The organism is Actinotignum schaalii (assembly GCF_028864145.1).
GTDB lineage: Bacteria > Actinomycetota > Actinomycetes > Actinomycetales > Actinomycetaceae > Actinotignum > Actinotignum schaalii_B.
Genome location: NZ_JARBHJ010000008.1, coordinates 1 through 23,289 on the forward strand (window position 1 = coordinate 1; position 23,289 = coordinate 23,289).

The window sequence follows — 23,289 nt, forward strand, 5'->3', positions numbered from 1 at the left end:
AGCATCAGCAGTAGAGCCATTAGCAGTATCAGGAACATCAGTCATAGTCATAGTTAATCCTCAATTTCTTACTCAAATCAAGCATTTACACAAACTATTTGACACCCTCGAGCATGGTGATTAAAACCGCCTCACTGCGGGTGAATTACACGTTCTCTCTTCGTACCATCAGACGAGTAGACTAGTCCGTAATTACCGGAAGTAATACTCAAAAATCCGTGTAGCGAATGGCGGGGCGGAATGCGAACAAACCTACAATTCTCACAGCGTTTGACGGATGCAATTCAGGCGCTCCACGCAGCTGATGACCGGCGGGCCATCGCACGCTATTTCGTTGCCTTACTTGCGGATGTGGCACCTAATTCAGACTACATTTCTTTCCACGTATTCTTGCCACGCCAGAATATCTTTGCGGTACTGGGTGTATACGGTCTACGCCATTATAATTCGACTCTCCTGGTGGAAGCTGATTCACCCTTCGGAAGAACTCTTGACTGCCGCGAACAGTACTGGGCCCGTACTCCGGCCGAGGTAGCTCGCCTGTATTCCTTCCCGGATGATTCTTCGCTTGCCTACGAACGAACCCGACCGCTATTCCACTCGGCTTCCGCAGCCACTCACACGTCCGCGGTTATTCAGCCCTGCATCATCGGGGAAGAATTAGAGGGAACTATCTGGCTGGAATCCCACTCGCGAGCCGGAGCTTTTTCGACAACAGATCGGTTGCGCATTTCCCAGCTTTCCACCCTTGCGGCGTTACTTCTGCGCACCGCACCTCACGCAACTATTCTCAATTCTGACGGTTTAGCGGAGGTATGGGATGTACTTCTTACCACCCCCACTCAGCTCACTGCGGACACACCTGAGAATTCGACCCCTGAAAGTACGCCACCACGAACCGAATCGAGACACGCACCTGCGCTTACGCCCCGCGAAAGGGAGGTATTAACGCAAGTAGCATTGGGACTTACTAATTCCGAAGCAGCCTGCGCTCTGCATGTATCTATCAATACGGTGCGCAGCCATCGCCGCACCCTCATGCGAAAACTCGGAGCACACAATGTAGTGGAGCTTCTTGACACAGCGGAACGCTATGGAATGCTATCGAACTCGTAGAGAGACTAGTCCCTAACAGCTACTGGAAGGCGTTTTCACCCCAATGGGACAAGCTAATTCAGCGTTTGGACTCTATGCTGGCACTTAATCGCACAGGAGATTATTTCGAGGGAGAAATGATGAACGCACCGACATTGTCAGTACCAGTTCCCGCTGCCACAGGCCCAATTGCAGTCAACAATGAGAGCTATCCCTTTTCTGCAATGCGGTTCGCACGCGAACCACTAGATTTAGCCTCGTACGGATACGTTGAGGAGGAGTATTTCCTTTCCGGTACCGCAAACGTTTATGGTTTCACTCCGGAGGAAGACACCCGCATAATCGTCGAAAAAGAGGGAATTCCATACTGTACCCGCGTACTGGTGCGGCGCCCAGCTAAGGAAAGTTCACCGACCGCATGGGTATCTATTTTGAATGCCTCGCAGGGATACGACATCGAAGACGATTGGAGGCGGGCCTGGGACTACCTTATGGACAAGCGGCACACCTATGTTGCCGTGACGGCCAAACCCATCCAGATCTCCGCCTTGCACACCTTTGATCCGGAGCGCTACAGACAGCTCAACTGGGGCGGAAAACCGCGCCAGATCGATGCCGCAGAGCCGGGATGGAATCCTTTTATGCAGCTTGACGAGTGCGAAGAGGGCCTGGCCTGGGATGTGATCGCGCAGGTGTCCGCGTGGCTACGATCCTCGAACAGCCCTGTGAGCCTAGAGCGCGTCTTCCTTATCGGCCAGTCCCAATCCTCGGTGTATACCAATACATATCTCACCTACTTCCACAATCTGTTACGGCTAGCCGACGATGCACCTACCTATGACGGTTATGCTCCCGGGGTCGGATCTGTGTTTGTCAAAGCTATTAACCAGCACAAGTCCGGGATCCCGCCGCAAATGCTGAGCGGCGTAGATCTTGATGCACCTGGGACTGGGGAGAAACAAGCAGCCTTTGTCCCCTACCTCGTTGAGCCCGCCCAACTTGATGTTCCGATTATCAGCACCTCCTCGGAGGCTGATGTGAGCCTCTTCGGCGCTGGTCCCGAATCTTTCCGCCTAGGGGACGGACCGTTGCGCCGGCATTGGCATGTGAAGCGTTCACCACATTCGGATGCCCGTTCGCGTGTTATCCCACAAAATTCGGAAGTGGTCAAGGCGAAGCGGCGCCCACGCCAGATGGATACCGCGTTCCTCGAATCCCTCAGTGCGCTTCCCATTGAACCGATTATTACCGGGTCCATGGCCGCGGTAGAAAAGTGGGCAGCGGAGGGGGTACCGGCTGCACCTTCCACCTGGTTCGATGCCGAAAATGGGCAGTGGGTAAAAGATGGCGCCGGGCTGCTTTCGGGTGGGATTGAATTGGGACTCCTCGCTCATCCGATCGCGGATTTCCTCCCCGGAGCGCCCGAAAATCCCGTGTACGGCCTCATGACCTTGCATGCGCGCGAGTCGATTCTCAAGCGTTTTTCTTCTTTCGAGGGCTACCGGGCCGCCTGCGATGAAGTCGATGACGCGCTGGAAAAGGCGGGTTATCTTGAGCCTGTGGGCCGCCGCTTGCTCCACGCCGTGGAACGCGAGCTGTGGGAGCGCGCGGTGGAAGGCGCACCGGCTCCCCTGAGTTCACCGCAAGGTCGGTAGCAGCGCCCGGGTTGCCAGGGCGGAACGCGCCGCGGCGTCGCCGTTAATCCCGCGCGCTCAGGGCACCGGATTCTTCCAGGTAGCTCTCCCAATGGGGTGAAGCCGGCACCTGCCTGACCTGCCGGGAGGCCAGCATGAGCACGGCCGCGAGCGCGGTGGGAATCGCGAAGGAGATTTGGGTGAGTTCCCATCCGATCATCCCAATCCCCCAGCCGGCCAGCGCGGGGGCGAAAGCCGCGGCTCCGGAGGCGAAGAACTGGCTGACCGAACCCACGCGGCCCATCAGCTCATTGGGCGTCATGAGCGTGACCAGGCCCATCACCGCGGCATTGACGGCGGGGATAATCAGGCCCATTAATGCGTACATCGCGCCGATCCACCCCAAACCGGGAAGGAAAGGAACAATGGCGACGACGCCGGCGCACATGAGGAATCCGGCGATGATGAGAATTCCGGAGGGGACCCGCGCGACGAGACGCGCGGCAACCACCGCCCCGGCAAGCGCCCCGCACCCGAGCGCGGTGGCGAGCAGGCCGATGAGCGCCGGCTCCACCCCGCGGTCGGCGAGGCCGAGGGTCACGCTCATCATCATGCCTGCCCACCCCAGGTTGAGCAGGCAGGCGCAGATAAGAAGCACTCGGACCACGGCGCGTTCCCACATCCACCGTAGCGACTCGTTGAATTCCGCGAGCGCACGGGAGATGCGGCCGGTACGAACAGGGCGCGCAGAGTTGTCCGAGTTCTCAGGGCACCTGGCACTGCTGGAGCACTCAGCGCCGCCGGAACACTCAGCGCCGCCGGAACGCCCGGGCCGGTAATCCCCGCGCATGAGGAGCGTAGCCCCCATGCTCGCCAGCTGCCCGACGATTTGCGCGAGAGCGGGGACGTAGAGGTGGATGGCAAGAAGCGCTCCGCCGGCCGGGCCGGTGGCGAGGGTGACCGCGGCATCGCGCCCCTGATTCGCAGCCACGGCGTTGGGAAGAAGTCGCCCGGGAACCACCTGTTTGAGCATGGAATTTGAGGCCGGGGAAAGCAGGGAGTTACGCAGGCGGTCGAGGAAAGCAAGAACGGCAAGATTGAGCACGTTCGCGGTGCCACTGAGCAACAGAGCTACCAGCGCAACCTGCGCGAGCGCCCCTAGGCCAGACGAGACCAAGCGGAGGGTACGCCGGTTATGGCGGTCGGCCAATACCCCGCCGGGAAGAATACCCAGCAACGTACCTACGCCTTGGAAGAATCCCACCGTTCCGGCGTGTACAGGAGAGCCGGTCACCGCCAGGCAGACCAGCGGGAAGGCGAACATCGCGATCCCCGCGCCCAGGTCCTGGAGCAGATCGCCGGTAAACCAGGCCCGGTATTCACGGGATGCCCAGATGGTGGCAGGTTCACGCTCTGATGCGGTCACCTGTTCCGTTGCTATAACTGTCCCATTGTCCGTACCTGACATGAGGTCTCCTTACGTGCTGATGAGCCGAATACCTCGGCCTCCACCTCCCACTATAATTACGCAAGAATTATTGCGCAACATTTGTTGCGTATGTGGGCAAGTCCGTTGTTCCAGCTACAATGATTCTATGGCTTCTTCTGACAGCACTGCCGAATCACGTGACACTCCCGAAATGACCAGCGCCGATTCGGGCAGCGCGCCCACCGCGGGCACCACCACGGGAACCACCACGCCGGAAACGGTGGCTCGCCTCAACCGGGAGCAGCTGCGGGCCCTATCTCACCCGGTCCGCTTGAGCCTGCTCCACACTCTCAGCCGACTAGGCCACGCGCGCGCCGCGGATTTGGCTGAGGAACTGGAGCTTCCCGCCAATTCCATGAGCTATCACCTGCGAATTTTGGCCCGCGGTGGGCTGATTCGCGAGGATCCGACCCGGGCGCGCGATAAGCGTGATCGGGTGTGGACCCTCACTTCCCCGCGCATGGCCACCGATTCCAGCCTGCCCAATTCGGAGTATTCCAAAAGCGTGACCGCGGCCGGCACCGCGATTCTGGAATGGGCCACCTCACTGTGGCTGGCCGCCATGACCGCCCGCACTAACCACCCGGAGGAGCGGCCGCTGTTCACCAGTTTGCACCCGGCGGAAGTCCTTCTCACACGTGAGCAGGCCGCCGATCTTTCCAAGAAAATGTATGAACTCGTGGAAGAATATCGGGTGGATAATGAGGCGGGCGCGGCAACCCGCCCGAATAACTCTTCTGATTCTTCCAAGAAAGCCACACCCGAAAACGCCACTCCCTTTGTGACACTCCAGGCTATTATCCCGCGCAGCCCTGGCCACAACACGCACGCAAGTACCCGCTAGCAAAGGAGCGCAATGAGGCATTCCGCGTTATCGTATTCAGTTTCCGGGGCTCCCATCGAGGGCACCATCGTTGCTTTTCACGGGGTGACAGATTGCGCCGCCTCGTTACACAGCCTCGCCGCGCATTACGGGCGTGATTACCGAGTGGTGCTCTGCGATCTGCTCGGCCACGGACTCTCGGCCCGTTTCGCCAAGGACGACCTGGCCGATCCCTTCACCGCCCTCGTTGCCAGCGCAACCGATGTGGTGGTGCGCGCCGCCGCCGGCACTCCCGCACGCCAGATCCTCCTCATGGGGCACTCCCTAGGCGGTGCGGTCGCCGCGCATATTGCCGCAGCTCACCCGGCGCTCATCGCGGGTCTGGTGCTTGAAGACCCCGCGCTCCTCACCCCGGAGCAGGCCCGTACCTACCGCGAGGCCGCCGAAGATCTTGGCAAAACCCAGGAGCGCGTGCGCGAGTATCTACCCGAAGCTATCGCGTCATTGCGCGAATCGTATACCACCTGGACCCCCTCCGAATACGCCGGCTGGGCACAGGGTAAGACCGAGGTGGACCTCGATTTCATTGCCACCGGCGTGGTGGGCCGCCCCGGGCGCGCGGTGCTTGGCCAGCTAAGCATGCCCACCCTCCTCGTGACCGGCGACGGCGACGATGTGCTCTTCGGCGCCACCGGCATCGAGGCACTGACTGAGCATCACAATCCGCACCTGCGCGGGGCGGTCATCCCGCACTCCACCCATACGGTCCGCCGCGACCAGGAGAGCGCTTTCTACGCCGCGGTGGACCCCTTCCTTGCCGAGTGCGCGAAGGCGCAGAAGCGCCCGCAGCCTTACCTCGATCCGCAGCTCACGCCTTTGCTCGCGGGCGTGCCCGAGCAAACCACCTGGGATGCTCCGGCGATGCGCGCGGAAGGCGAAGCGCTGCTGGGTGCCGAACCGGAACTGCCCGCGGGTATCCGCCGCGAGGTTGTGGTGGAGAACGGCCTGGAGCTGCGTATCTTCCACCCCGATAGCACGACGCCGCCGCAGCCCCGCGTGGTGCTGTCTTTGCATGGCGGCGGTTACGTTGCGGGCCGCGCCCGCTACGACGACGCCCGCAATGCTGAGATCGCCCAGCTGGCCGAAGTCACCGTGGTGGTTCCCGATTACCGGCTGGCACCCGAGCATCCTTTCCCGGCAGCGGTGGACGACTGCCGGGTTGCGCTCGCTTATATTACGCGGGTTTTCCCGGGTGCACCCGTGCTGGTTTTCGGAGATTCGGCCGGCGCCGGCTTGGCCGATCAGGTGCTGCGCTTCGCGCAGCCAGAGGAACTGGCGGGCTTGTGCGGCGTCGTCGCCCTAGAACCGTGCGTGAGCCCGCGCCTCGATACGCTCTCCTATCGAACCTATTGCGACGGCCCCGTATGGACGCGGGAGGCCGCGGCCGCGGCGTGGAACGCCTACGCTGACGATTCCGGGTACCGCGCCGAGCCACTTTCCGCAGGTAGCGGCCCGTATTCGGGATTGCCGATGCTGCTTGTGGTCAATCCGGTTGATCCGCTGCGCGACGAGGGCCTCGACTGGGCGCGCGACCTCATGGACGCCGGCGCGGCCGTGGAACTCCACATGTATCCGGGTACTTTCCATGCGATGCTATGTTCCCCCGGCACGAAGGTGTGGGAGCAGGTACGCGCGCGAATAAGTGAGTTTATTGCGACTGCGTTTGCCGGGCGTTAGGAGCAATCTCTCTGAAGGCCAGAGATTTCACAATGTCCTTGAACGCCGTTTGAAGAAGCGCTGGATCGCCGTCTTCTAATACCACGCGGAGATAAACCGCAATATCTTCCTGCCGCCTCCAGCATAGGGCCCTGCGGCCAAGTTAGTTACATTTCTATGTCATTTCAGAATTGCGGGGGAACAATCATTATGACTGCTCCCCCGTCTCTATTTTCTGCACTATCTTCTGCCCGGTGCCCGCTTAAGCTGTCAACACCCTGGCCGGATTCTCGTACAGTAACTTGTGCAGATCACTTTCGCTCACGCCTTCCTGGCGCAACAGGTCAATGACGACCGTTGGAACGAAGGCAAATCCATTACCGCCATTCTGAGTCCACATTTGCTTGAGGAAGAGATCGTGACTGAGGATAATCTGATCCGCGTACCCATCAGCTATGAGGTCAGCAAGAACACTCACAGTTTCGTTAACTGACGGAGATACACCTTCTTTCGGGAAGGTGATATCCAGGCCGATCATGTCGAATTCCAGCCACACTCCCCTATCGAGGAGCCGACGCTGGTAATCCTTATCAGCACCGGAAGGATCCGAGTGGGCAAGGGAAACCTTATGCGGCGCCACGCCCTGCGCAAAGACCAGGTCCAGAACCTCATCTCCGCGCCGTTGCCACCCGGGCATATGAATATTGAGCGCTACGGTCGGATTATTTGTTTGAGCAAGGGCTCCGGCAAGCAAGGACGCATGTTCCCCTTCTGTAAAGAAGGGAGATACCCCTATCTCACCGATCATGCCGGCTTTAATCTTCCGGTCGCCACCCTCCGACTTTTCCGCCGCACTGCCCGGAGCGGTATCAATTGCCGGAATACCCTCATTGATATCGGCATCAATTTCTTCCGCAATGGCGTCAACGCTACGCGCGGTAATGCGTTCACCTTCGAACTTTTCAAGATATGGCCCGGTCGACATAACAACGTTGAGTCCAGTCACTTCCGCAACTTTTAGTAAGCGCGCCGGGTTACGGCCGATGCTGACGGTTCCAGTTGCGTCAACGATAGTCTGCCCGCCGAGCTCAGCGAATTTACGGACTTCCAGGATCACATCCTGAGCCGGCTTATCCGCCATATTATCCGCGTTGCAGTACGGATCTTGGCGCAGGCCATACATAAGATCCGGCGTGACTTTCTTGCCGACTATTTCCTTGGAGAACTCGTAATAGGGCTCATCCACAACCGAGGACAAGTCATTGAAAAGGTGTTCGTGGGGAAGTGTCATCCCCATATCTTGAGCCTTGATAATTCCGCGAACGGTTTGCAGTTCGCCGTTCTTCAGTTGAGACATTGCAGCTGTCCTTTCTTCGCTGCCTAGTGAGATTCTTCAGTTTTATGTTCGGTACCTGCTCCGAGCTTGCGAGACGGGACCATGGCGATTCCTGCGGCAACCAGCGCTACCGCAGCGCCCGCAACCGTAACGGCATAAATGACGTGCCCTTCTTGCGGGAGGATGAGGTCAATGAGGATGGATCCGATAAGCTGACCCGCAGTTGAAGCAAGAGCGAGGAGCAGCAAACCAAGCTTGCGAACCAGCAGTGCCATGAGTGCGATGGAGAGCAGACCCAAAGGACCGCCGAGGTACATCCACCACTGAGTCGGAAGATGGAAAGTAGCAGCACCCATCGCCAATCGAATAATGAACGCAAGAGCGAGCGCGGAAAACCCAATGATGAAATTCCAGGTAATGGATACCAGCATAGAATCCGCAAGATAGCCGATCTTGGAGTTACCCGCCGGTTGCCATCCAGCAAGGAGACCACCACAGAACGGCAGAATTGCCAACGCAATCATATGGGGAGCCGTGAAATTCGGCGATACCACCAGCACGGTCGCTGCAATAGCGAGGAGTGCCCCCAAAATACGGGGGATATTCAGCGCTTGTTTGAACTCAACTCCGATACCGAAACGGTCACAAATAATTCCGGAGATAACCATGCCTGCAATCAATGAGGTCTGGAACGTCGCCACCCCGAGCGCTCCGACGGAAACACCCTCAGAGAGAACGATAACGGCTCCGCACAGACCTGCGAAGAAGTACGGCCACGGCAAGGTTCCATGCCGCAGATGCCCCGGAATCGAAATGAGGGCTTTCCGCAGCCGGCGCTGCGGCAGCACGATAATGAACATGACGACAAGTCCCGAGAAGAATGAAATACACGCGGCCAGATGTCCGTCGTCGACCGCAACACCGAGCCGCCCGTTGACGGAACTCTGCATGGGACCGAGCATGCCCGCCAGAACGGTGAGGAAGGTAAACAGCACAATGGCAGTTCCTTGCGCAGCACTTCCGTGTGCACGCACGCGCTTCTCCGCCGCATGAGTTTCCGTTTGTTGAGAATTAGTCACTGCGTCGCCAGTATCCACAACGCACGAATCAGATTTTAATGAAGACATCATTGCCTACTTTCCCGAGAGCCAGGTGACGATATTGCCAAAAAGGGTGGAATAGCCGGGCCACTCCATGAACTCCTGCGGAGCCCAATGCGGGGAGATGTCCGAGGCGAAAGCTACCGACCGGCCTCGCCCGTATTCACGTGCCACCAAGAGCGGCTTATGCGCCGCAGTTGCCAAGACACTCGCGCCTTCTTTCGCCACGAGGTCTTGGAAACCGAGCAGATACGGCCACGTTTTATCTATTCCTTGAGTAATGGGGTGATTGACATCCGTGAGCTCTCCGCGGACACCTTCAGGCGCTTCAATACGGTCGTCATAGCGGTGGATAGTAACCGGGAGTACATCCTCAACTGGAGTGCCCGCATAATTCGCCATCGCTTGGAATCCCTGGAAGCTGAGATAGCCGCCCGCCATCATTAATCCGCCCCCGTTCTTCACCCAGTCACGAATGAGAGTGAGTCGATTCGGAACACGCTTTCCCTCTTCGAAAACTTGCGGCGGGAGAAGGAGGGTATTAGCTCCAACATCCGACAAAATGAGGACGTCATACTCATTGAGTTCCTCTTCCGTAAAAGGAAACTCGACCGCCACATCATGCGATCGCATATGGGTCACTTCATGCCCAGCTTTGCGCAAACATTCGAGAAGTTTTGCGCAACCGATATGTACTTGAGTGTGCGGGAATTGATCGAAGCCTTTATGGTCAACAATATCGCTGACCCACGACTCGCCTGCAAGCAGAACTTTTACCATTCCAGTCTCCTTCGACTACCAATTATGTTTCGCTCAAGGTAGCGACAGAGCCGTCAGAAACGACTTTCACCACCACAACCATCACGAGCGTTGCGCAACGTTACGCAACGTCTGGTTGTTATGTTATAGGCTTGAGGTGTTTCACACAAGACCCTCGTTTACATCAGGAGTCCCATGGCAGCTTCTCTAAGCGAAATAGCACGAATTGCTGGCGTTTCACCGTCGACAGTCTCTCGGTTCGTGCGTGGGGAACTCAATGTTCGAGGGGAAACCGCAGAGAAAATCCAAGAGGCGATGTCCCAAGTAGGCTGGCAAGCTCCCACTTTGACAAACACTTCATTGCGCACAATCGCCCTGATTATCCCCAACCTAACTAACCCGTTTTTCGCAAAGCTAGGGGCCGAAGTTATCTCCGCGGGTGACGCTGCACAGAAAACAGTGGCTGTATTCGTTTCGGGAGGGCAAATTGATAACGAAGTGGAACTCATCGAGGAAGCCCTCGCAAATCCTACAGTTGACGCGATCATCCTGGTTGGAAATAACTCGCTCGATGGAGATATCAATTCCGTGAGCCTAACTAAACCCTTCGTCATGCTTGACGAGATGGTTCTCAATGTGGATGCAGCTCTCGAAAATTCAGCCTTGGGGTACACCAATATTCGCCCGAGCTCTATCCCCTACGTTGTAGCGGACAACGCTAATGGCGCCTACCAGGCAACGAATCATCTTCTGGCGTTCGGGCATCGCCGCGTGGCGTTCATTGGTGGACCTGAGGGACTTCTCTCCGCACATCAACGAGAACTCGGCTACCGGAAAGCCATAACATTCCACGGGCTCAAGGTGGATGAGCGCTACATTTTCCACGGTCCCTACTCCGAGGCTTTTGGTGCGTCCACATTACCACGGCTTTTAACCGCCCCGGATCCTGTTACTGCGGTCTTCGCAAGTTCGGATGTGGTGGCCATTGGTCTTATCCGTGCCGCAGAGCAATGTGGACTGCATATTCCCGATGACCTTTCCGTCATCGGATTCGACAATATTAGCCTGTGCGATTGGATTCATCCGGGTCTGAGCTCAGTACAACAACCCATTGCAGATATGGCACAAGCTGCCTTGCGCGCTATTGTTGACACCGCAACTGGACAGGCACCCAGCGGACATATTTTCCCCATGCATGTGGTGACGCGTGCATCGGTGAAACGGATCGGGTAAACGGTTCGAGGCGCCCCGGACTGGACACCTGTAATCGTAAAAGTTGTTGCACTCAATTTTAGAGTCCATGGGTATTTGCTCCACCTCACCGATACGGTAAACTAAAGCATGTCTATAGCTGACTCTCCACAGCTTGCCATCACCACCACCGATGCGCGTGCAGGCTGCGAAGAGGCTGCTCGTAACAATGCGGGAGTACACAGTAGGTACTTACGCACCCATGCGATAGTCATTCAGTTTTATGAAGCATAAAGAGTTGAAGATGTCTAAGAAGCTTGTTCGGCACAGCACTGCTAAGTTTTTGGTGTTTACGACCAATGCGGCTAACAGCGTTGAAGTACGGTACGAAGAAAGTACCATCTGGCTTACCCAGAAGTTGATGGCACAATTGTTTGACGTCGACGTCCGAACCGTAAGCGAACACTTGCGAAATATTTTCCAATCGGGGGAGTTGTCGGATTCTGCAGTTATCCGGAAATTCCGGATAACTGCTACTGACGGAAAAAACTACCTCACACAGCACTACAACCTGGACGCAATTATCTCGGTTGGTTACCGGATCAATTCAATACGCGCCACTCAATTCCGGCAGTGGGCCACTGGCATCCTGCGTGATTTCACTTTACGTGGCTACGTGATTGACCGAGAACGTATGGAAACTGGCGACATTCTTGGCGAGGACTACTTTGAGCAACTCCTCCAAGAAGTGCGGGAAATCAGGCTCTCAGAGAGGCGTTTCTACCAGAAGATAACCGACATCTATTCAACAGCTGTCGATTATGATGCCAAAGCGCCCACAACCCGGACTTTCTTCGCTACTGTCCAAAACAAGCTTCACTATGCTGTACACGGACACACCGCGGCGGAACTCATCACCGAGAGAGCCGATGCTAAGAAACCACATATGGGTTTAACTTCGTGGAAAAATTCGCCTGACGGTAAAGTGCTCGCGGGTGACGTGACCATCGGCAAAAACTACCTCACCAAGAACGAGCTTGATGATTTGGGGCGGTTGGTAGAAGCGTATTTAAACCTTGCAGAGTCACGCGCACGCCGTCACATTGCCACTACTATGAACGACTGGGTACAGTTCCTCGACCAAGTTCTTACCCTCGATAGTCGTGAACTGCTGAACAATGCGGGAAAAATTTCAAAGAACCTTGCCGATGAACACGCACTAGAGGAGTTCTCCAAATATCGAGTGGTGCAGGATCTCACCTATGAATCAGATTTCGATAAGTTTGCTCTCCAAGCAGAACGGGTCAACGAGGATCACGGACAACCTTAGATAATTAATTTACGTTCGGGCAAGCTGCCGTCCAGAATTTGTTTCCAACGGCAGCCTCCCCAACGCAGGTACTCGCAAAGCATAGAAAGAGCCCCGCGACACCACACCTTCTTCTCGCTACTCGCGCATCGCTTCCGCAGCGAGTTCGAGGTTGCGAATATATCCTTCCGCGGTCCATGCCGAACGGCCAATAAACAGGCCACCCACGCCCGGGATTCCCAGAATATCCTTGTTGTTATCGTGATTGACGGAGCCTCCATAGAGGATGGCCTCCACGCGATCCCCGTAACGCTCCGCGAGCGCGGCAAAGGTACGTACCAGGTCCTCGCGCCGCGGTGGGCGCCCATGTTCCCCAATTGCCCAGATCGGTTCGTAGGCGAGGAGCACGCGGGAAGTATCCGCTATCCCATCCAGGGCCGCATTAATCTGCGCGGTGATGAAGGGAAGGGTCTCCCCCGCCTCGAATACCTCGGCCGGCTCGCCGAAGCACACCAGCGGAATAACCCCGTGGCGCAGCGCGGCTTTGACCTTGAGATTCACGGTCCGGTCCGTTTCCCCGAAGTATTCGCGCCGCTCGGAATGCCCCATTTCGATGATGGTGGCTCCGGCGTCCATCGCCTGCGGAATCGACACTTCGCCCGTCCACGCCCCGGCATCCTCCCAGGCCGCGTTTTGCGCACCCACCAGGATCCCGGTTCCCTCAAGCTCGCTAGCTGCTACATCGATGGCAGTAAACGAAGGGATAATAAAGGGCTGGATGTCACCGAGGCCAACCGCATCAAGGCCGGCGAGAGTACGGGCGTAGTCCCGCGCGAAAGCGCGAGTGCCGTTCATTTTCCAGCTGGTTCCAACCCAGAGCATTATTCCTCCAGCGAGCCGTCATAAGCGCAGATCGCATCCACATTGGCCTTGGAATGCGAACTCGGATCGAATTCATAATTGAAGAATTCTTTGGCGAGTCGCCGCGCGAGCTCCGCGCCAATCACCCGCTGCCCCAGGCACAGCACCTGCGCATTATTGGACAGCACCAGGCGTTCCACCGAGTAGGAATCGTGCGCGGTGGAGGCGCGAATTCCCTTGACCTTATTAGCGGACATCGCCACGCCCATCCCGGTCCCGCATACGAAAATGCCGCGATCCGCTTCGCCGCGCGCGATCATTTCCGCGCCCGCGGTGGCGAGATTGGGATAAAGCGCGGATTCACCTTCCTTGAGGCCCAGGTCGATCACTTCGTCGATGCGCTCGTCTTTTTCCAGGTCAGCCTTGATGAGGTCCTTGTATCCGTACCCGGCCGAATCGCCGAGCACCACCACACGAAATCCCATATCTACTCCTTTGTTTTCTTTTCTCGACATGTATACGGGTTGGTACGTTCTTGCGAGGTTGCGTGACAGTGAGGTGACGGTCACTCATCGCTATTCCACCACACGAACCGTGCAAAAAGCCATATTTTGGTGTATTTTCACCGTTTTATTCCACCTTCTTGCGCGGTTCGTGCAGATTGGTCTCAGAGCGCCACCGCCGCTGCAGCCATGAGCAGGGCAAAGGACACCGCGCCCGGATCCGGGTGTCCGAGTGACGCGTCGCCGTGGGTCTTGGCCCGCCCCTTGCGCGCGGCTAGTTCCGCGGTGGCTTCAGCGGCTTCGCGAGCTACTTCGGCCGCGCGCGTCCAGGCTTCCTTAAGGCCCACACCCCCGGCCAGTTCCTTTTCCAGCGCATCGGCAAAGGGTTCGGTTGCGTCCACCATCGTTTTATCTCCGACGACGGCGCCACCGTCCCGCGCCACATTCCGCGCCGCATCGATCACGGCTGCGCCCAATGTTTCGGCCGAAACCGCAGCGTCATCGTCAAGGTGGGTAGCGGCTTGGCAGATAGCATCTCCCCAGAGCGCGCCCGAAGTCCCGCCCGCACCTTCAGACCACGCCTTACCGGCCGCGTCTACCATGCTGGCCGCTCCGGCTTTCGCGGAAAGCGCCCGGCGCACCGCATCGCGCGCGGCCACCGAGCCGAGGGTCATGCCCTGACCATGGTCGCCATCTCCGGCGATAGAATCCAGCTTGCCCAGATCCGCTTCAGCCGCGATTGCGGCATCGGCGAAAGCGGTGAAAACGGTAGCGATGCGTTCCGCCTGCGCCGCTGATTCGGGCGCGCCGGCGCTGAGCTCCACTGCGTGTGCTTCAGCAACGGGGCGTTCGCGGCGCTGCTGGTTCTCCACATTTCCGGTACGGAAAGCGGGGGTATCCGCTCCGGCCAACCAGAACTTCTCCAGCTCTTCATCAAGGAAAGCCACCGTGAGGGAAACCCCGGCCATATCGAGCGAGGTCACCTGTTCGCCCACGACCGGTGCCACGATCTCCAGGCCGCGCTCGGCAAGGAGTGCGGAAACGGCGTGGTAGAGCACGAACATTTCTTCGTACTTCACTCCGCCCAGCCCGTTGACGATCACGGTCACGCGCCCGTTATAGCCACCCTCGCGGCGTTCGGGTTCTTCGGCAAGAACACCGTCTACCAGCAGGGCCGCGAGCTCATCCGCGGTGGCGTGCTCGTGTTCGGAAATCCCGGGCTCACCGTGAATGCCCAAGCCAAGCGCAAACTTCCCATCCGGCACGGTAAAGAGCGGTTCACCTGCTCCCGGGAGGGTGCAGCCGGTGAAGGCCACCCCGAGGGTGCGAGTGGAATCATTAGCATGCCAGCCGATGCGTTCAGCTTCGTCCAGGTTGTACCCAGCAGCAATCGCCCCGCCAGTTACTTTCACGACGAAGATATCGCCCGCGATACCCCGGCGTTCGCGATGTTTTTCTGGGGTTCCCGATGCGACGTCGTCAGAAATCTGTACTTCGCGCACGTCCAGACCGTCTGCACGCATAATGCTGGCGGCTTTCCCGAAGTGGAGGACGTCCCCGGCGTAATTGCCGTACATGAGAAGCACGCCGCCGCCGTTATCAGCAGCCTGGGACACCGCGGTGACCTGGGACTGCGAGGGGGAAGCAAAAACGTTCCCGCATACGCAGCCGTGCGCCATACCTGGGCCGACCCAGCCGGGGAAAGCCGGGTAGTGCCCCGAACCACCCCCGATCACCAGGGCCACTTCACCCTTCGGGGAGGTAGTAGAACGGACGACACCGCCGTGCACCCCTTCCACGTACCGCTCATTGGCGGCGATGAAACCCGCGAGGGCTTCAGCGGGGAATTGTTTGGGATCGTTGTAGATAAACGTCATTGTTACTCCGTTGGTTGATCTTTGAGGATTGCACTCTGGCGGGCGCGATCCTCAGCGATTTTTGCTCGTACCGCACCGGATAGGCCGAAAGCCATGAGCCCGGCAACGGCGACCGATACCCCGAAGAACACCGTGGTAGCGAACATATTTCCGTTCGTGAGATCTTGCAGCCACCCGCCGAGGTACGGGCCGAGCATGCCGCCGAGGTTCCCGATACCGTTAATGATACCGAAGCCGGCGCCTACCGCTGCCGGGGGTAGCAGCAGGGAGTTGATCGTCCAGTACGGGGCGAAGAAGGAGAGCTGGCAGGCGGTTGCCGCCGCGAGCGCGACCACCACCAACCACCGCTGGTCCGCCGTCACGAAGGAAGAAAGCGCCAGGATAATACCGCCGAGGATGAGCGGAATGCCCACGCGGGTGCAGTAGCGCTGGTCTCGGTCCGCGCCCTTGCCGTTGAACCAGATGGCGATCCCGGCGCAGACGGGCGGGATGGCGGAGACCAAGCCTACCGTGAGCGAGCCGTGGAAGGACTGTTTGAGGAGGGTGGGCAGCCAGATCTGTAGCCCGTAGAAGCCCAGCCACACAAACATCCCCAGGAAGGCCAGGTACCAGGTGAAGGGATTGCGCACCGCGAGGCGCCAATCCGATTCCACCGGTTTTTCACTACCGTCGATGATTTGCAAGGCGCGGATTTCGTCCTTTTCATCCTGGTCAATCCATCTGGCGGTATCCGGATTATCGGCGGCGAAGTACCACCACAGCCCCACGCCGATGACCAGCGGCAACGCACCCTGAATAATGAAGAGTTCACGCCAGTTCCCGTACATGAGGATGAGGCCGGCGAAGGGGCCGGTGATGATCGTGGCGATGGGATTGTGCATGATGAACAGCGAGAAAGCCCGCCCGCGTTCCGCCTTGGAGAACCACCGGGAAATGAGGACCATGAGTGCTGGCTGCACCCCGCCCTCAAAGACCCCGAGCATAAAGCGTGCGATGAGTAGCTGCGTATACGAGTGGACGAAACCGGCCAGAATCGCGCAGACTCCCCACCCGATCATGAGCACAAAGACAACTTTCCGGGCACTCCACTTCTGCGCCAGGTAGCCGCCCGGAACCTGGAGCACCAGGTACCCGATAAAGAAGATTCCCGCGGCGAATCCGGCCTGGGAAGCATCCATATTGAGACTTTCCCGGATGCCTTCCATGCCGAAGCCAATATTGACACGGTCGATATACGCGATGATGTAGATCGTGATAATGACGGGAATGAGAATTTTCCAGCGGCGCCGCGCTGACGTGGGAACGTGGACCGGAGTTGTCATTTAGGCCTCCTCGGCGATTGTTTCGAGCGCGTAGACACGCGCGGGGCCGCCATCCGCACCCTTGATCTTCAACGGTGCGGCAAAGAAGAGGAAGCGATCCTGGCTAAGCTGTTCCAGTCCGGCCAGATATTCGATTTGCAGGATTCCCTTGGGGAGCAGCACGGTATGGCAGGCCCAGTCTTCGATGGGTTCGTGATGTTCGAAATCTGTGAGGTACGGTTCGCGGATCGCGCGGTCCTGCGGGAAATCAAAAGCGATTGCCTTGGCCTCCAGCTCGAGGAGGTATTCCGCGCCGGACTTCGTAATCCACGGGGACATGGTCCAGAATTCTGCTTCGGTTGTGGGGTGGCGCAGTGCCTGGTTGCTGCGGATAAGTACGACGTCGCCGGCGCGTACCGCGCCGGCCCGGGCCTCAAGAACTTCGCGGGAAAGTGCGGCGTTATCACCCAAATCTGCGACGTCGATCAGGCTTGCTTCCCCGCAGAAACGTTCGATGGGGAGCATCTCAATGGTTTCTAAGGCCCGATCAACGTGCTGGGGCGCATCGCAATGGGAGAAATTATGGGCACCGTAATCTTTGAGCACGGTGGAACGGAAGGTGAATTCCGGTTTCGGAAGTTCCTTGAAGGCGAACTCCGGAGCGAAACGCCAATGCGGCTCAATAAGCATCGACAGGTCGACGACGCGATAGTGATCGAAAAATCCCATGGTAGTTGTCCTATTTTTCGGCGTGCGCGGCGGTGCGCACGGCTTCCGATGTTGTGTTGAGCAGAGCCTGCGGGAGGCGGTAGATCCGCACCGCGTTCTCTGCGTAGGCGGCTCGTTGTTCCGCCTGGGACCATCCGCTCGTGATCTCACGGAAGCCATTCCAAATATCGGCGAAGCTTCCGGCGATGGAATCGACCGGGAAATTCGAGGCGAACATAATGCGTTCGGTTCCAAAAATCTCGGTGATTCTTTCCACGATGGGACGATTATTTTCCACGGTCCAGGGCTGATCTTTCAGCCCGATTCCGGAAATCTTGATGGAGACCTGCGGATATTGCGCCATGAATTCCAGGGCGCGCGCCCAGCCGGCAATCATATCCGGGTGGCGATCCGCGGGGAGCCCGGAGTGGTTAATAATGAGGGGAATATCCGGGTTCTGATCCAGAACGGTTTTCGCCTCGGTCATATGCCACCAGGCCACTTGCAGGTCGAAACTAAATCCGACGGCGCGCAGCGCGGCGTAGCCCTTCTGCCACTGCGGGTCAGTTAGCAGGCTCGGGTTGCTTTCCGCGCTGGCCGGCGAATCGGATTGCCCGGGCTTATTACGAACCCCGCGCACAATGGGAATCTCCGCTAATTCTTCGAGAGTACCCTGCACCTGCGGGTCTTTGAGAATCGCGTGCCCCACCCCGGCGTTGGGGAGGCCGAAGCGATCCGCGATATTTTGGGTGTAGCGCATTTCGCCAACCGGATCATCGAGTTCCCATTCGGTTTCCATCGTTACCGAACCGACGAGGTTGAGATTAATACTCGCGGCTAAATCGGTGAGATCCGCCGGCACGAAATCAACTTTGATTGGATCGTAATTTCCGTAGCGGAAGGGGATATGCGCATCGGGGCGCAACCAGGGTTGGTAACCCAGATGCGGCTCCCAAAAGTGATGATGCGCGTCAATAACTGGACCTGTGTATAACTCCATTGTTTCCTCCTTGGTCCGGGGGGGGGGGGGGGGGGGGGGGGGGGGGCGCGCGCCCCGACCCCCCCCCCCCCCCCCCCCCACCGCACCCAAAAATTCGTCGCTACGAGGCGCGCTTAGGCGATAAGCCGCCGCTGCGCCAAGGGACGATTGAAATTAATGAGGGCAGAACCGATCATGTACAGTCCTGCCGCGCAGGCGAGGAATACGAACGCTCCAGTAAAGGAGCCCCCGGCTGCCTTGATCGCGTAGCCCATGATGATGGGAGCAAGCGCACCGCCCAGGGATGAGGCCATGTTCATGACAGAACCAACCGTTCCCACCTGGCTCTTCGGGGCGAGCCAAGCCGGAATAGCCCAGTACAGCCCACCGAAGTTCGTGAAGAATACCGCGCCGGAGAGTAGGAAGAGGGCGGTCATTCCGGAGGGGGCGAAGGGGATAGCTGCCACGCATACCGCCATGCCGAGGGCGGAGCCGACCAGCAGTGCCTTCATAACCTTGTTGTAATCGTTGAAGGTGCGCCGGCCCCAGTCCGCGAGCCACCCGGCTACCAGCTGGCCCACCACGCCCATCATGAACATGAAGAAGGTGCCCCAGCCTAGGCCGGCTAAATCGAAATCGCGGGCACGCGAGAGATAGGACGGGGTCCAGGAAATGAGGCCCCACCATACTGTGGCCCAGCCAAGACGCCCGAACCAGAAGGCCCACCAGGAGGTGGAACGTGCATAGTCAACGATGCGCGGGACCTTGGCCTTTTCTTCTGCGGTGAGTTCGGCCCCTTCCTGACCTACCTCACCTTCGCGGATGTGTTCGAGTTCTTCCGCGCTCACCCGTGGGTGTTCTTCCGGAGTGTCACGCACCCAGATGTAGTAGATAATCGCAACGATCACCGTGATCCCGCCGGTTATATAGAAAGCCCAGCGCCAGGACCCGAAGAATCCAATTATTGCGGTGACCATAATGCCACCCACAGCGGAGCCGAAGGCCCCGGCCATATCCACGAAAGTGGCGCCGCGGGCACGTTCCCCGGAAGGCAACCAAGAAGAGTTGAGCTTGGAGCCCGAGGGCGCACACGGTGCTTCCAATGCACCGAGGAGCAAGCGGGATACCCCGAAGCCCAAGCCGGTGTGGATAAAACCAATAACCATCTGGGTTCCGCCCCAAAGTGCTCCGGCCGCACCGATAACGCGGCGTGGCCCGAATTTATCGAGGAGCCAACCACCCGGAACCTGGAAGATGAGGTAGGTCCAGAAGAAAGTAGAAAGAATCCATCCCTGCATATCCTCATCGATGCCCAGTTCCTTATCGATAAAGGGCAGGGCGATGGACAGGGTGGTGCGGTCAATGTAGTTGAGCAGAATAATGAGCCACAAAATCATGAAGACTTCAATGCGAATCTTCGATTTTTTACCCTTGCGTGGGTGGCTCACTGCGTGCTTATTAACGGACATGGTGAACCGGCTTTCTATGCCTGGGCCGCTTCTGCGGTCTTGACCCCGAGGGAAGTAGCAATATCAAAGGCTCGCTGGGAGGGACCGATGGAGGCAATACCCTGGCCCACGATTTCGTAGGCGGTGCCGTGGGCCGGGGTGGCCAACGGCACGGGCAAACCTCCCTGAACCGTCACACCCTTATCGAAGCCAATGGTCTTGAGAGCAATCTGGCCCTGATCGTGGTACATCGTGACAACGCCGTCGAAATTCCCCTTCTGGGCTCGCATGAAGGTGGTGTCCGGCGGGAAGGGACCCTGCACATTAACACCATCAAACTGGGCGAGTTCCACCCCAGGGGCAATATGGTCAATTTCTTCCCGGCCGAACTGCCCGGATTCTCCACCGTGCGGGTTGAGCGCGCATACCGCGATACGCGGTTCTTCTACTCCGATGCCCTTAATAACATCGTTGAGAAGGTTAATGGCATCGCGAACCGCTCGGGCGTTAATACGGGCGGCTACTTGCGAGATTCCACAATGCGAAGTAACGCGCGAAGTGGTGAGCCCGGGAATGAAATTGAGTTCGGAAGTGAAGCCGTCGTAATTGAGTTCCTTGGCGAACCAACGCAGCTCGTCCTCTTCATGCATGCCGGCTTCGTGGAGCGCGGCTTTGTTGAGGGGGAGGAAAATAATCGCATCCGCTTTGCCGTCCTTGTACATGCCGATAGCCTTGAGGAGATCGGATTTCACACGCCGACCGCCTTCCACGGAATGCTCCCCGCGTTTAACGGGCTGATCTTGGAGCTCGGATCCCACGATCTGCACCTCACCGGGCTTTGCTTCTTCCGAATAGGGGAAGCTCAGAGAGAGCTCCGCGCAGTATTTCTCTACTTCGGAAGCCGATGCAAGCAGCTTAATATTGGCCTTCTGACGGTTCTCCTCATCGGCACATAACTTCATCGCCAGTTCGGGGCCGATGCCTGAGGGATCACCGATAGTCATAGCAAGATTGGGAACGATAGTCATTGTTTTCTCCTTTGTAGCTGTGGTCGCTCGTGCGGCCAGTGACGGACGGATAACTGGGGTAAATAGGTTCGGGGATTAGTACGACGGTGCGGGGGCCGACTCACGAGTAATCTGTCCAATGGCACCCTGGCCCGTGGCGGAAAGATTCGCGTTGAAAGGATCAATGGTGCGCAGTGCGGAGCGCAGTACCTGGCGGATATAGCGGGCATTTGTTGCTCCCACTCCCAGCCAGTCCGAGCCGTAGTGTTCCACCATGAATGCTCCGGTAAAGCCACCCCGCAAAGCTTGCCGAATCACGGCGCGGTAGTTAATAAGTCCGCTTTCCAGGGGAACCGGCGCGGACATATAGGTGCCAGTTTCCGGGTCCTCATCGCGAATATAGTTCTTGATATGCCAGTAATTGGCGTAGGGAAGAACCGCATCGAACATGTCCTGGTAGCTGGGCATGGGCCGGTGCAGGCGAATGAGGTTGCCGATATCCGGATTAAGCCCCACGTTGTCACGGTCAATATCACGCACGAAACTCACCGCGCCGTCGTGGGTTCCCACGTAGGTGTCTTCGTACATTTCCAGGCTGATGTGCATTCCGAGCTGGCCGGCGTGCCGGGCTAGTTCCCGCACCCGTTCCACCGCGAGCGGACGCAATTGCGGATCGCATACGTGCCCGGGTGCTAGCCAGAACCACAGCGCTTTTTCCTGCGCCGGGGTGAGGGCCTCCATAAAGCCGATATTGATGACCTGTGCCCCGAGCTCATGCCCGCGGTCAATGAGGTCATGTACGAAGGCAAGATTGGTATCTCCGTTGCGAACATCGACGACGGAACGCCTACCTACGGAAATAGCGGGAATGCTGAGGTCGAGATCGCGGCACATATCCCGGAAAGACGCGAAGCGTTCCTCGGATATCTCAACAAGGGGAACCCAATCATCCATCGGATCAATGGCACCGAAACCAAGCTCCTTGACTTGGAGAAGCTGGTCTTCCCATATGCTTACCGGTGCGGTTCCTATATCCTCCCCTGTTTCTGTGCGGGATCCGAAATTCATCTTGGCCGCAATTGGCCAGGTATCCGCCGTATACACCTCATCACTCCTTTCGCCGGCCCCGGTTCCGGGGCCGGCGCTTATCTGCTTATTGCTAGCGAGCCTTAGCTCTGCCCGAGTCCCTTCTTGAGATCTGCTTCGTACCCTTCGAGGTACTTGACGAAATCATCGCCGAAGAGAGGATCGATCTGCATGAAATTGGTTTCCATGTAGTTGGTGAAGTCCTTGCTTTCGCTGTACTTCTTTGCTGCATCAATCCAGTACTCGCGGGCTTCTTCGCTGATCCCACCTGTCGCGATAAGGCCGCGGAACTGGGAGAAGGTCACGTTAATGCCTTCCTCCACGGTGGTGGGGATATCCTTGAGCGCATCGTAGCTATAGCGATCTTCGGAGATCACGCACAGGGGAACAAGATCGCCGGCTTCCAGCTGGCCCATCACTTCGCTGGGATTACCCAGGGCGACATCAACGTGTCCGCCGAGCAACGCAGTCACGGCTTCACCTCCGGATTCGTAGGGCACGCGTTGGAACTGCACACCCTGGTCCTTTTCGATAAGGCCAAATTGGATAGCGTCGTTACCGGTCACACCACCGGATATGGAAACCTTGACAGGACCGGCCTTCGCCGCATCCACCACAGCACGGCAGGAATTGTAAGGAGAGCCCTTCTTTACAACCATGATCGTCGAGTCCTGACCCGCCTTCATGATCGGGGTGAAACTACGCCACGTGAAGGGCACATTTTCGGTGAGAGGAAGGTTTATGAGGGCGGTTTCGGTGGCGAGGAGCTTGGAACTATCACCTTCTTCGCCCAGGAACGCAGCATAGCCGACGGCGCCGCCGGCACCCTGGCGATTCTCCACCGAGATGGACTTACCTGTGACGTTCTCCAGGCCGGAGGCGATGGCACGGCCTGACATATCGGAACCACCACCGGGGGCCATAGGTACCACCATGGTGATACGGGCGCCGGGATCGAAATCGCTTCCTCCCGCGGAGGAACCCCCGCCCTTATCCTGACAGCCGGAGAGGGCAAGGAGCGCGCAGCTAACAGCGGCGATACCGCTCATGAGTCGTGATATTTTCAT

At 58.1% G+C, this 23,289-nt stretch carries 20 protein-coding genes; 6 read left to right on the top strand and 14 right to left on the bottom strand.

Annotation, left to right across the window (positions count from 1 at the left end; all coding sequences use genetic code 11):
* The first annotated feature begins 270 nt into the window (after positions 1 to 270).
* Together PWJ82_RS02670 and PWJ82_RS02675 are read left to right on the top strand one after the other, a co-directional pair.
* A complete protein-coding gene (locus PWJ82_RS02670; protein WP_274735198.1) occupies positions 271 to 1,116 on the top strand; it encodes a helix-turn-helix transcriptional regulator in 846 nt (281 codons plus the stop codon).
* 119 nt (positions 1,117 to 1,235) lie between these two features.
* Positions 1,236 to 2,750, top strand: coding sequence for an alpha/beta hydrolase domain-containing protein (locus PWJ82_RS02675; protein WP_274735199.1), 1,515 nt, complete (start codon positions 1,236 to 1,238; stop codon positions 2,748 to 2,750).
* A 43-nt stretch (positions 2,751 to 2,793) separates the two neighbouring features.
* On the opposite strand, the gene PWJ82_RS02680 is transcribed toward PWJ82_RS02675, so the two are convergent.
* Positions 2,794 to 4,197 carry an MFS transporter gene (locus tag PWJ82_RS02680; RefSeq protein ID WP_274735201.1) on the bottom strand — a complete coding sequence of 468 codons (1,404 nt, stop codon included), beginning with the start codon at positions 4,195 to 4,197 and terminating at the stop codon, positions 2,794 to 2,796.
* 127 nt (positions 4,198 to 4,324) lie between these two features.
* On the opposite strand from PWJ82_RS02680, the gene PWJ82_RS02685 reads away from it, so the two are divergent.
* Both PWJ82_RS02685 and PWJ82_RS02690 read left to right on the top strand, forming a co-directional pair.
* Positions 4,325 to 5,062, top strand: a complete 738-nt coding sequence (locus tag PWJ82_RS02685; RefSeq protein WP_274735202.1) for an ArsR/SmtB family transcription factor — start codon at positions 4,325 to 4,327, stop codon at positions 5,060 to 5,062.
* A 12-nt stretch (positions 5,063 to 5,074) separates the two neighbouring features.
* Positions 5,075 to 6,778, top strand: coding sequence for an alpha/beta hydrolase (locus PWJ82_RS02690; RefSeq protein WP_274735203.1), 1,704 nt, complete (start codon positions 5,075 to 5,077; stop codon positions 6,776 to 6,778).
* Positions 6,779 to 7,019: 241 nt separating this feature from the next.
* Here PWJ82_RS02690 and PWJ82_RS02695 read toward each other — a convergent pair whose 3' ends face one another.
* Genes PWJ82_RS02695 through PWJ82_RS02705 form a run of 3 tightly spaced genes read right to left on the bottom strand, consistent with a single transcriptional unit; the run spans position 7,020 to position 9,973 of the window.
* On the bottom strand, positions 7,020 to 8,114 hold the full coding sequence (locus tag PWJ82_RS02695; RefSeq protein WP_274733960.1) for a phosphotriesterase family protein: 1,095 nt from the start codon (positions 8,112 to 8,114) through the stop codon (positions 7,020 to 7,022).
* A 23-nt stretch (positions 8,115 to 8,137) separates the two neighbouring features.
* Positions 8,138 to 9,172 (bottom strand): DMT family transporter, encoded by a 1,035-nt coding sequence (locus PWJ82_RS02700; RefSeq protein ID WP_274735204.1) that lies wholly within the window; start codon positions 9,170 to 9,172, stop codon positions 8,138 to 8,140.
* A 54-nt stretch (positions 9,173 to 9,226) separates the two neighbouring features.
* Positions 9,227 to 9,973 (bottom strand): glutamine amidotransferase, encoded by a 747-nt coding sequence (locus PWJ82_RS02705; protein ID WP_274733963.1) that lies wholly within the window; start codon positions 9,971 to 9,973, stop codon positions 9,227 to 9,229.
* Between the two features lie 174 nt (positions 9,974 to 10,147).
* Between PWJ82_RS02705 and PWJ82_RS02710 the strand changes: the two genes are divergently transcribed.
* Together PWJ82_RS02710 and PWJ82_RS02715 are read left to right on the top strand one after the other, a co-directional pair.
* Positions 10,148 to 11,185 carry a LacI family DNA-binding transcriptional regulator gene (locus PWJ82_RS02710; RefSeq protein ID WP_274733964.1) on the top strand — a complete coding sequence of 346 codons (1,038 nt, stop codon included), beginning with the start codon at positions 10,148 to 10,150 and terminating at the stop codon, positions 11,183 to 11,185.
* Positions 11,186 to 11,447: 262 nt separating this feature from the next.
* Positions 11,448 to 12,473: a virulence RhuM family protein gene (locus PWJ82_RS02715; protein ID WP_274735205.1), complete on the top strand. Its 1,026-nt coding sequence runs from the start codon at positions 11,448 to 11,450 to the stop codon at positions 12,471 to 12,473.
* Between the two features lie 117 nt (positions 12,474 to 12,590).
* Here PWJ82_RS02715 and PWJ82_RS02720 read toward each other — a convergent pair whose 3' ends face one another.
* The 10 genes from PWJ82_RS02720 to PWJ82_RS02765 form a co-directional block, all read right to left on the bottom strand.
* Entirely contained in the window at positions 12,591 to 13,334 is a 744-nt protein-coding gene (locus PWJ82_RS02720; protein ID WP_274735206.1) for a triose-phosphate isomerase, read from the bottom strand.
* Positions 13,334 to 13,798 (bottom strand): ribose-5-phosphate isomerase, encoded by a 465-nt coding sequence (locus tag PWJ82_RS02725; protein ID WP_126135477.1) that lies wholly within the window; start codon positions 13,796 to 13,798, stop codon positions 13,334 to 13,336. Before PWJ82_RS02725 ends, PWJ82_RS02720 begins: the two co-directional genes overlap by 1 nt.
* A gap of 182 nt (positions 13,799 to 13,980) precedes the next feature.
* Positions 13,981 to 15,693: a dihydroxyacetone kinase family protein gene (locus tag PWJ82_RS02730; protein ID WP_274735207.1), complete on the bottom strand. Its 1,713-nt coding sequence runs from the start codon at positions 15,691 to 15,693 to the stop codon at positions 13,981 to 13,983.
* A 2-nt stretch (positions 15,694 to 15,695) separates the two neighbouring features.
* Entirely contained in the window at positions 15,696 to 17,015 is a 1,320-nt protein-coding gene (locus PWJ82_RS02735; protein WP_274733970.1) for an MFS transporter, read from the bottom strand.
* Positions 17,016 to 17,723: a cyclase family protein gene (locus PWJ82_RS02740; protein ID WP_274733971.1), complete on the bottom strand. Its 708-nt coding sequence runs from the start codon at positions 17,721 to 17,723 to the stop codon at positions 17,016 to 17,018. It abuts the gene before it with no gap.
* A 10-nt stretch (positions 17,724 to 17,733) separates the two neighbouring features.
* Complete coding sequence (locus PWJ82_RS02745) at positions 17,734 to 18,702, bottom strand: amidohydrolase family protein (RefSeq protein WP_274735209.1); 969 nt, start codon at positions 18,700 to 18,702, stop codon at positions 17,734 to 17,736.
* A gap of 113 nt (positions 18,703 to 18,815) precedes the next feature.
* Positions 18,816 to 20,129: an MFS transporter gene (locus PWJ82_RS02750; RefSeq protein WP_274735210.1), complete on the bottom strand. Its 1,314-nt coding sequence runs from the start codon at positions 20,127 to 20,129 to the stop codon at positions 18,816 to 18,818.
* Between the two features lie 35 nt (positions 20,130 to 20,164).
* Positions 20,165 to 21,157 (bottom strand): 4-hydroxythreonine-4-phosphate dehydrogenase PdxA, encoded by a 993-nt coding sequence (locus PWJ82_RS02755; RefSeq protein ID WP_126135471.1) that lies wholly within the window; start codon positions 21,155 to 21,157, stop codon positions 20,165 to 20,167.
* A gap of 75 nt (positions 21,158 to 21,232) precedes the next feature.
* Entirely contained in the window at positions 21,233 to 22,240 is a 1,008-nt protein-coding gene (locus PWJ82_RS02760; RefSeq protein ID WP_274735211.1) for a sugar phosphate isomerase/epimerase family protein, read from the bottom strand.
* Positions 22,241 to 22,305: 65 nt separating this feature from the next.
* Positions 22,306 to 23,289 carry a tripartite tricarboxylate transporter substrate binding protein gene (locus tag PWJ82_RS02765; RefSeq protein ID WP_274735213.1) on the bottom strand — a complete coding sequence of 328 codons (984 nt, stop codon included), beginning with the start codon at positions 23,287 to 23,289 and terminating at the stop codon, positions 22,306 to 22,308.

Excerpts from the sequence above, each read along its gene's own strand:
- PWJ82_RS02745 (WP_274735209.1), bottom strand. The coding sequence starts at position 18,702 with ATGGAGTTATACACAGGTCCAGTTATTGACGCGCATCATCACTTTTGG.
- PWJ82_RS02735 (WP_274733970.1), bottom strand. The coding sequence starts at position 17,015 with ATGACAACTCCGGTCCACGTTCCCACGTCAGCGCGGCGCCGCTGGAAA.
- PWJ82_RS02710 (WP_274733964.1), top strand. The coding sequence starts at position 10,148 with ATGGCAGCTTCTCTAAGCGAAATAGCACGAATTGCTGGCGTTTCACCG.
- PWJ82_RS02680 (WP_274735201.1), bottom strand. The coding sequence starts at position 4,197 with ATGTCAGGTACGGACAATGGGACAGTTATAGCAACGGAACAGGTGACC.
- PWJ82_RS02695 (WP_274733960.1), bottom strand. The coding sequence starts at position 8,114 with ATGTCTCAACTGAAGAACGGCGAACTGCAAACCGTTCGCGGAATTATC.
- PWJ82_RS02725 (WP_126135477.1), bottom strand. The coding sequence starts at position 13,798 with ATGGGATTTCGTGTGGTGGTGCTCGGCGATTCGGCCGGGTACGGATAC.
- PWJ82_RS02765 (WP_274735213.1), bottom strand. The coding sequence starts at position 23,289 with ATGAAAATATCACGACTCATGAGCGGTATCGCCGCTGTTAGCTGCGCG.
- PWJ82_RS02715 (WP_274735205.1), top strand. The coding sequence starts at position 11,448 with ATGTCTAAGAAGCTTGTTCGGCACAGCACTGCTAAGTTTTTGGTGTTT.
- PWJ82_RS02730 (WP_274735207.1), bottom strand. The coding sequence starts at position 15,693 with ATGACGTTTATCTACAACGATCCCAAACAATTCCCCGCTGAAGCCCTC.
- PWJ82_RS02685 (WP_274735202.1), top strand. The coding sequence starts at position 4,325 with ATGGCTTCTTCTGACAGCACTGCCGAATCACGTGACACTCCCGAAATG.
- PWJ82_RS02675 (WP_274735199.1), top strand. The coding sequence starts at position 1,236 with ATGAACGCACCGACATTGTCAGTACCAGTTCCCGCTGCCACAGGCCCA.
- PWJ82_RS02720 (WP_274735206.1), bottom strand. The coding sequence starts at position 13,334 with ATGCTCTGGGTTGGAACCAGCTGGAAAATGAACGGCACTCGCGCTTTC.
- PWJ82_RS02740 (WP_274733971.1), bottom strand. The coding sequence starts at position 17,723 with ATGGGATTTTTCGATCACTATCGCGTCGTCGACCTGTCGATGCTTATT.
- PWJ82_RS02690 (WP_274735203.1), top strand. The coding sequence starts at position 5,075 with ATGAGGCATTCCGCGTTATCGTATTCAGTTTCCGGGGCTCCCATCGAG.
- PWJ82_RS02755 (WP_126135471.1), bottom strand. The coding sequence starts at position 21,157 with ATGACTATCGTTCCCAATCTTGCTATGACTATCGGTGATCCCTCAGGC.
- PWJ82_RS02705 (WP_274733963.1), bottom strand. The coding sequence starts at position 9,973 with ATGGTAAAAGTTCTGCTTGCAGGCGAGTCGTGGGTCAGCGATATTGTT.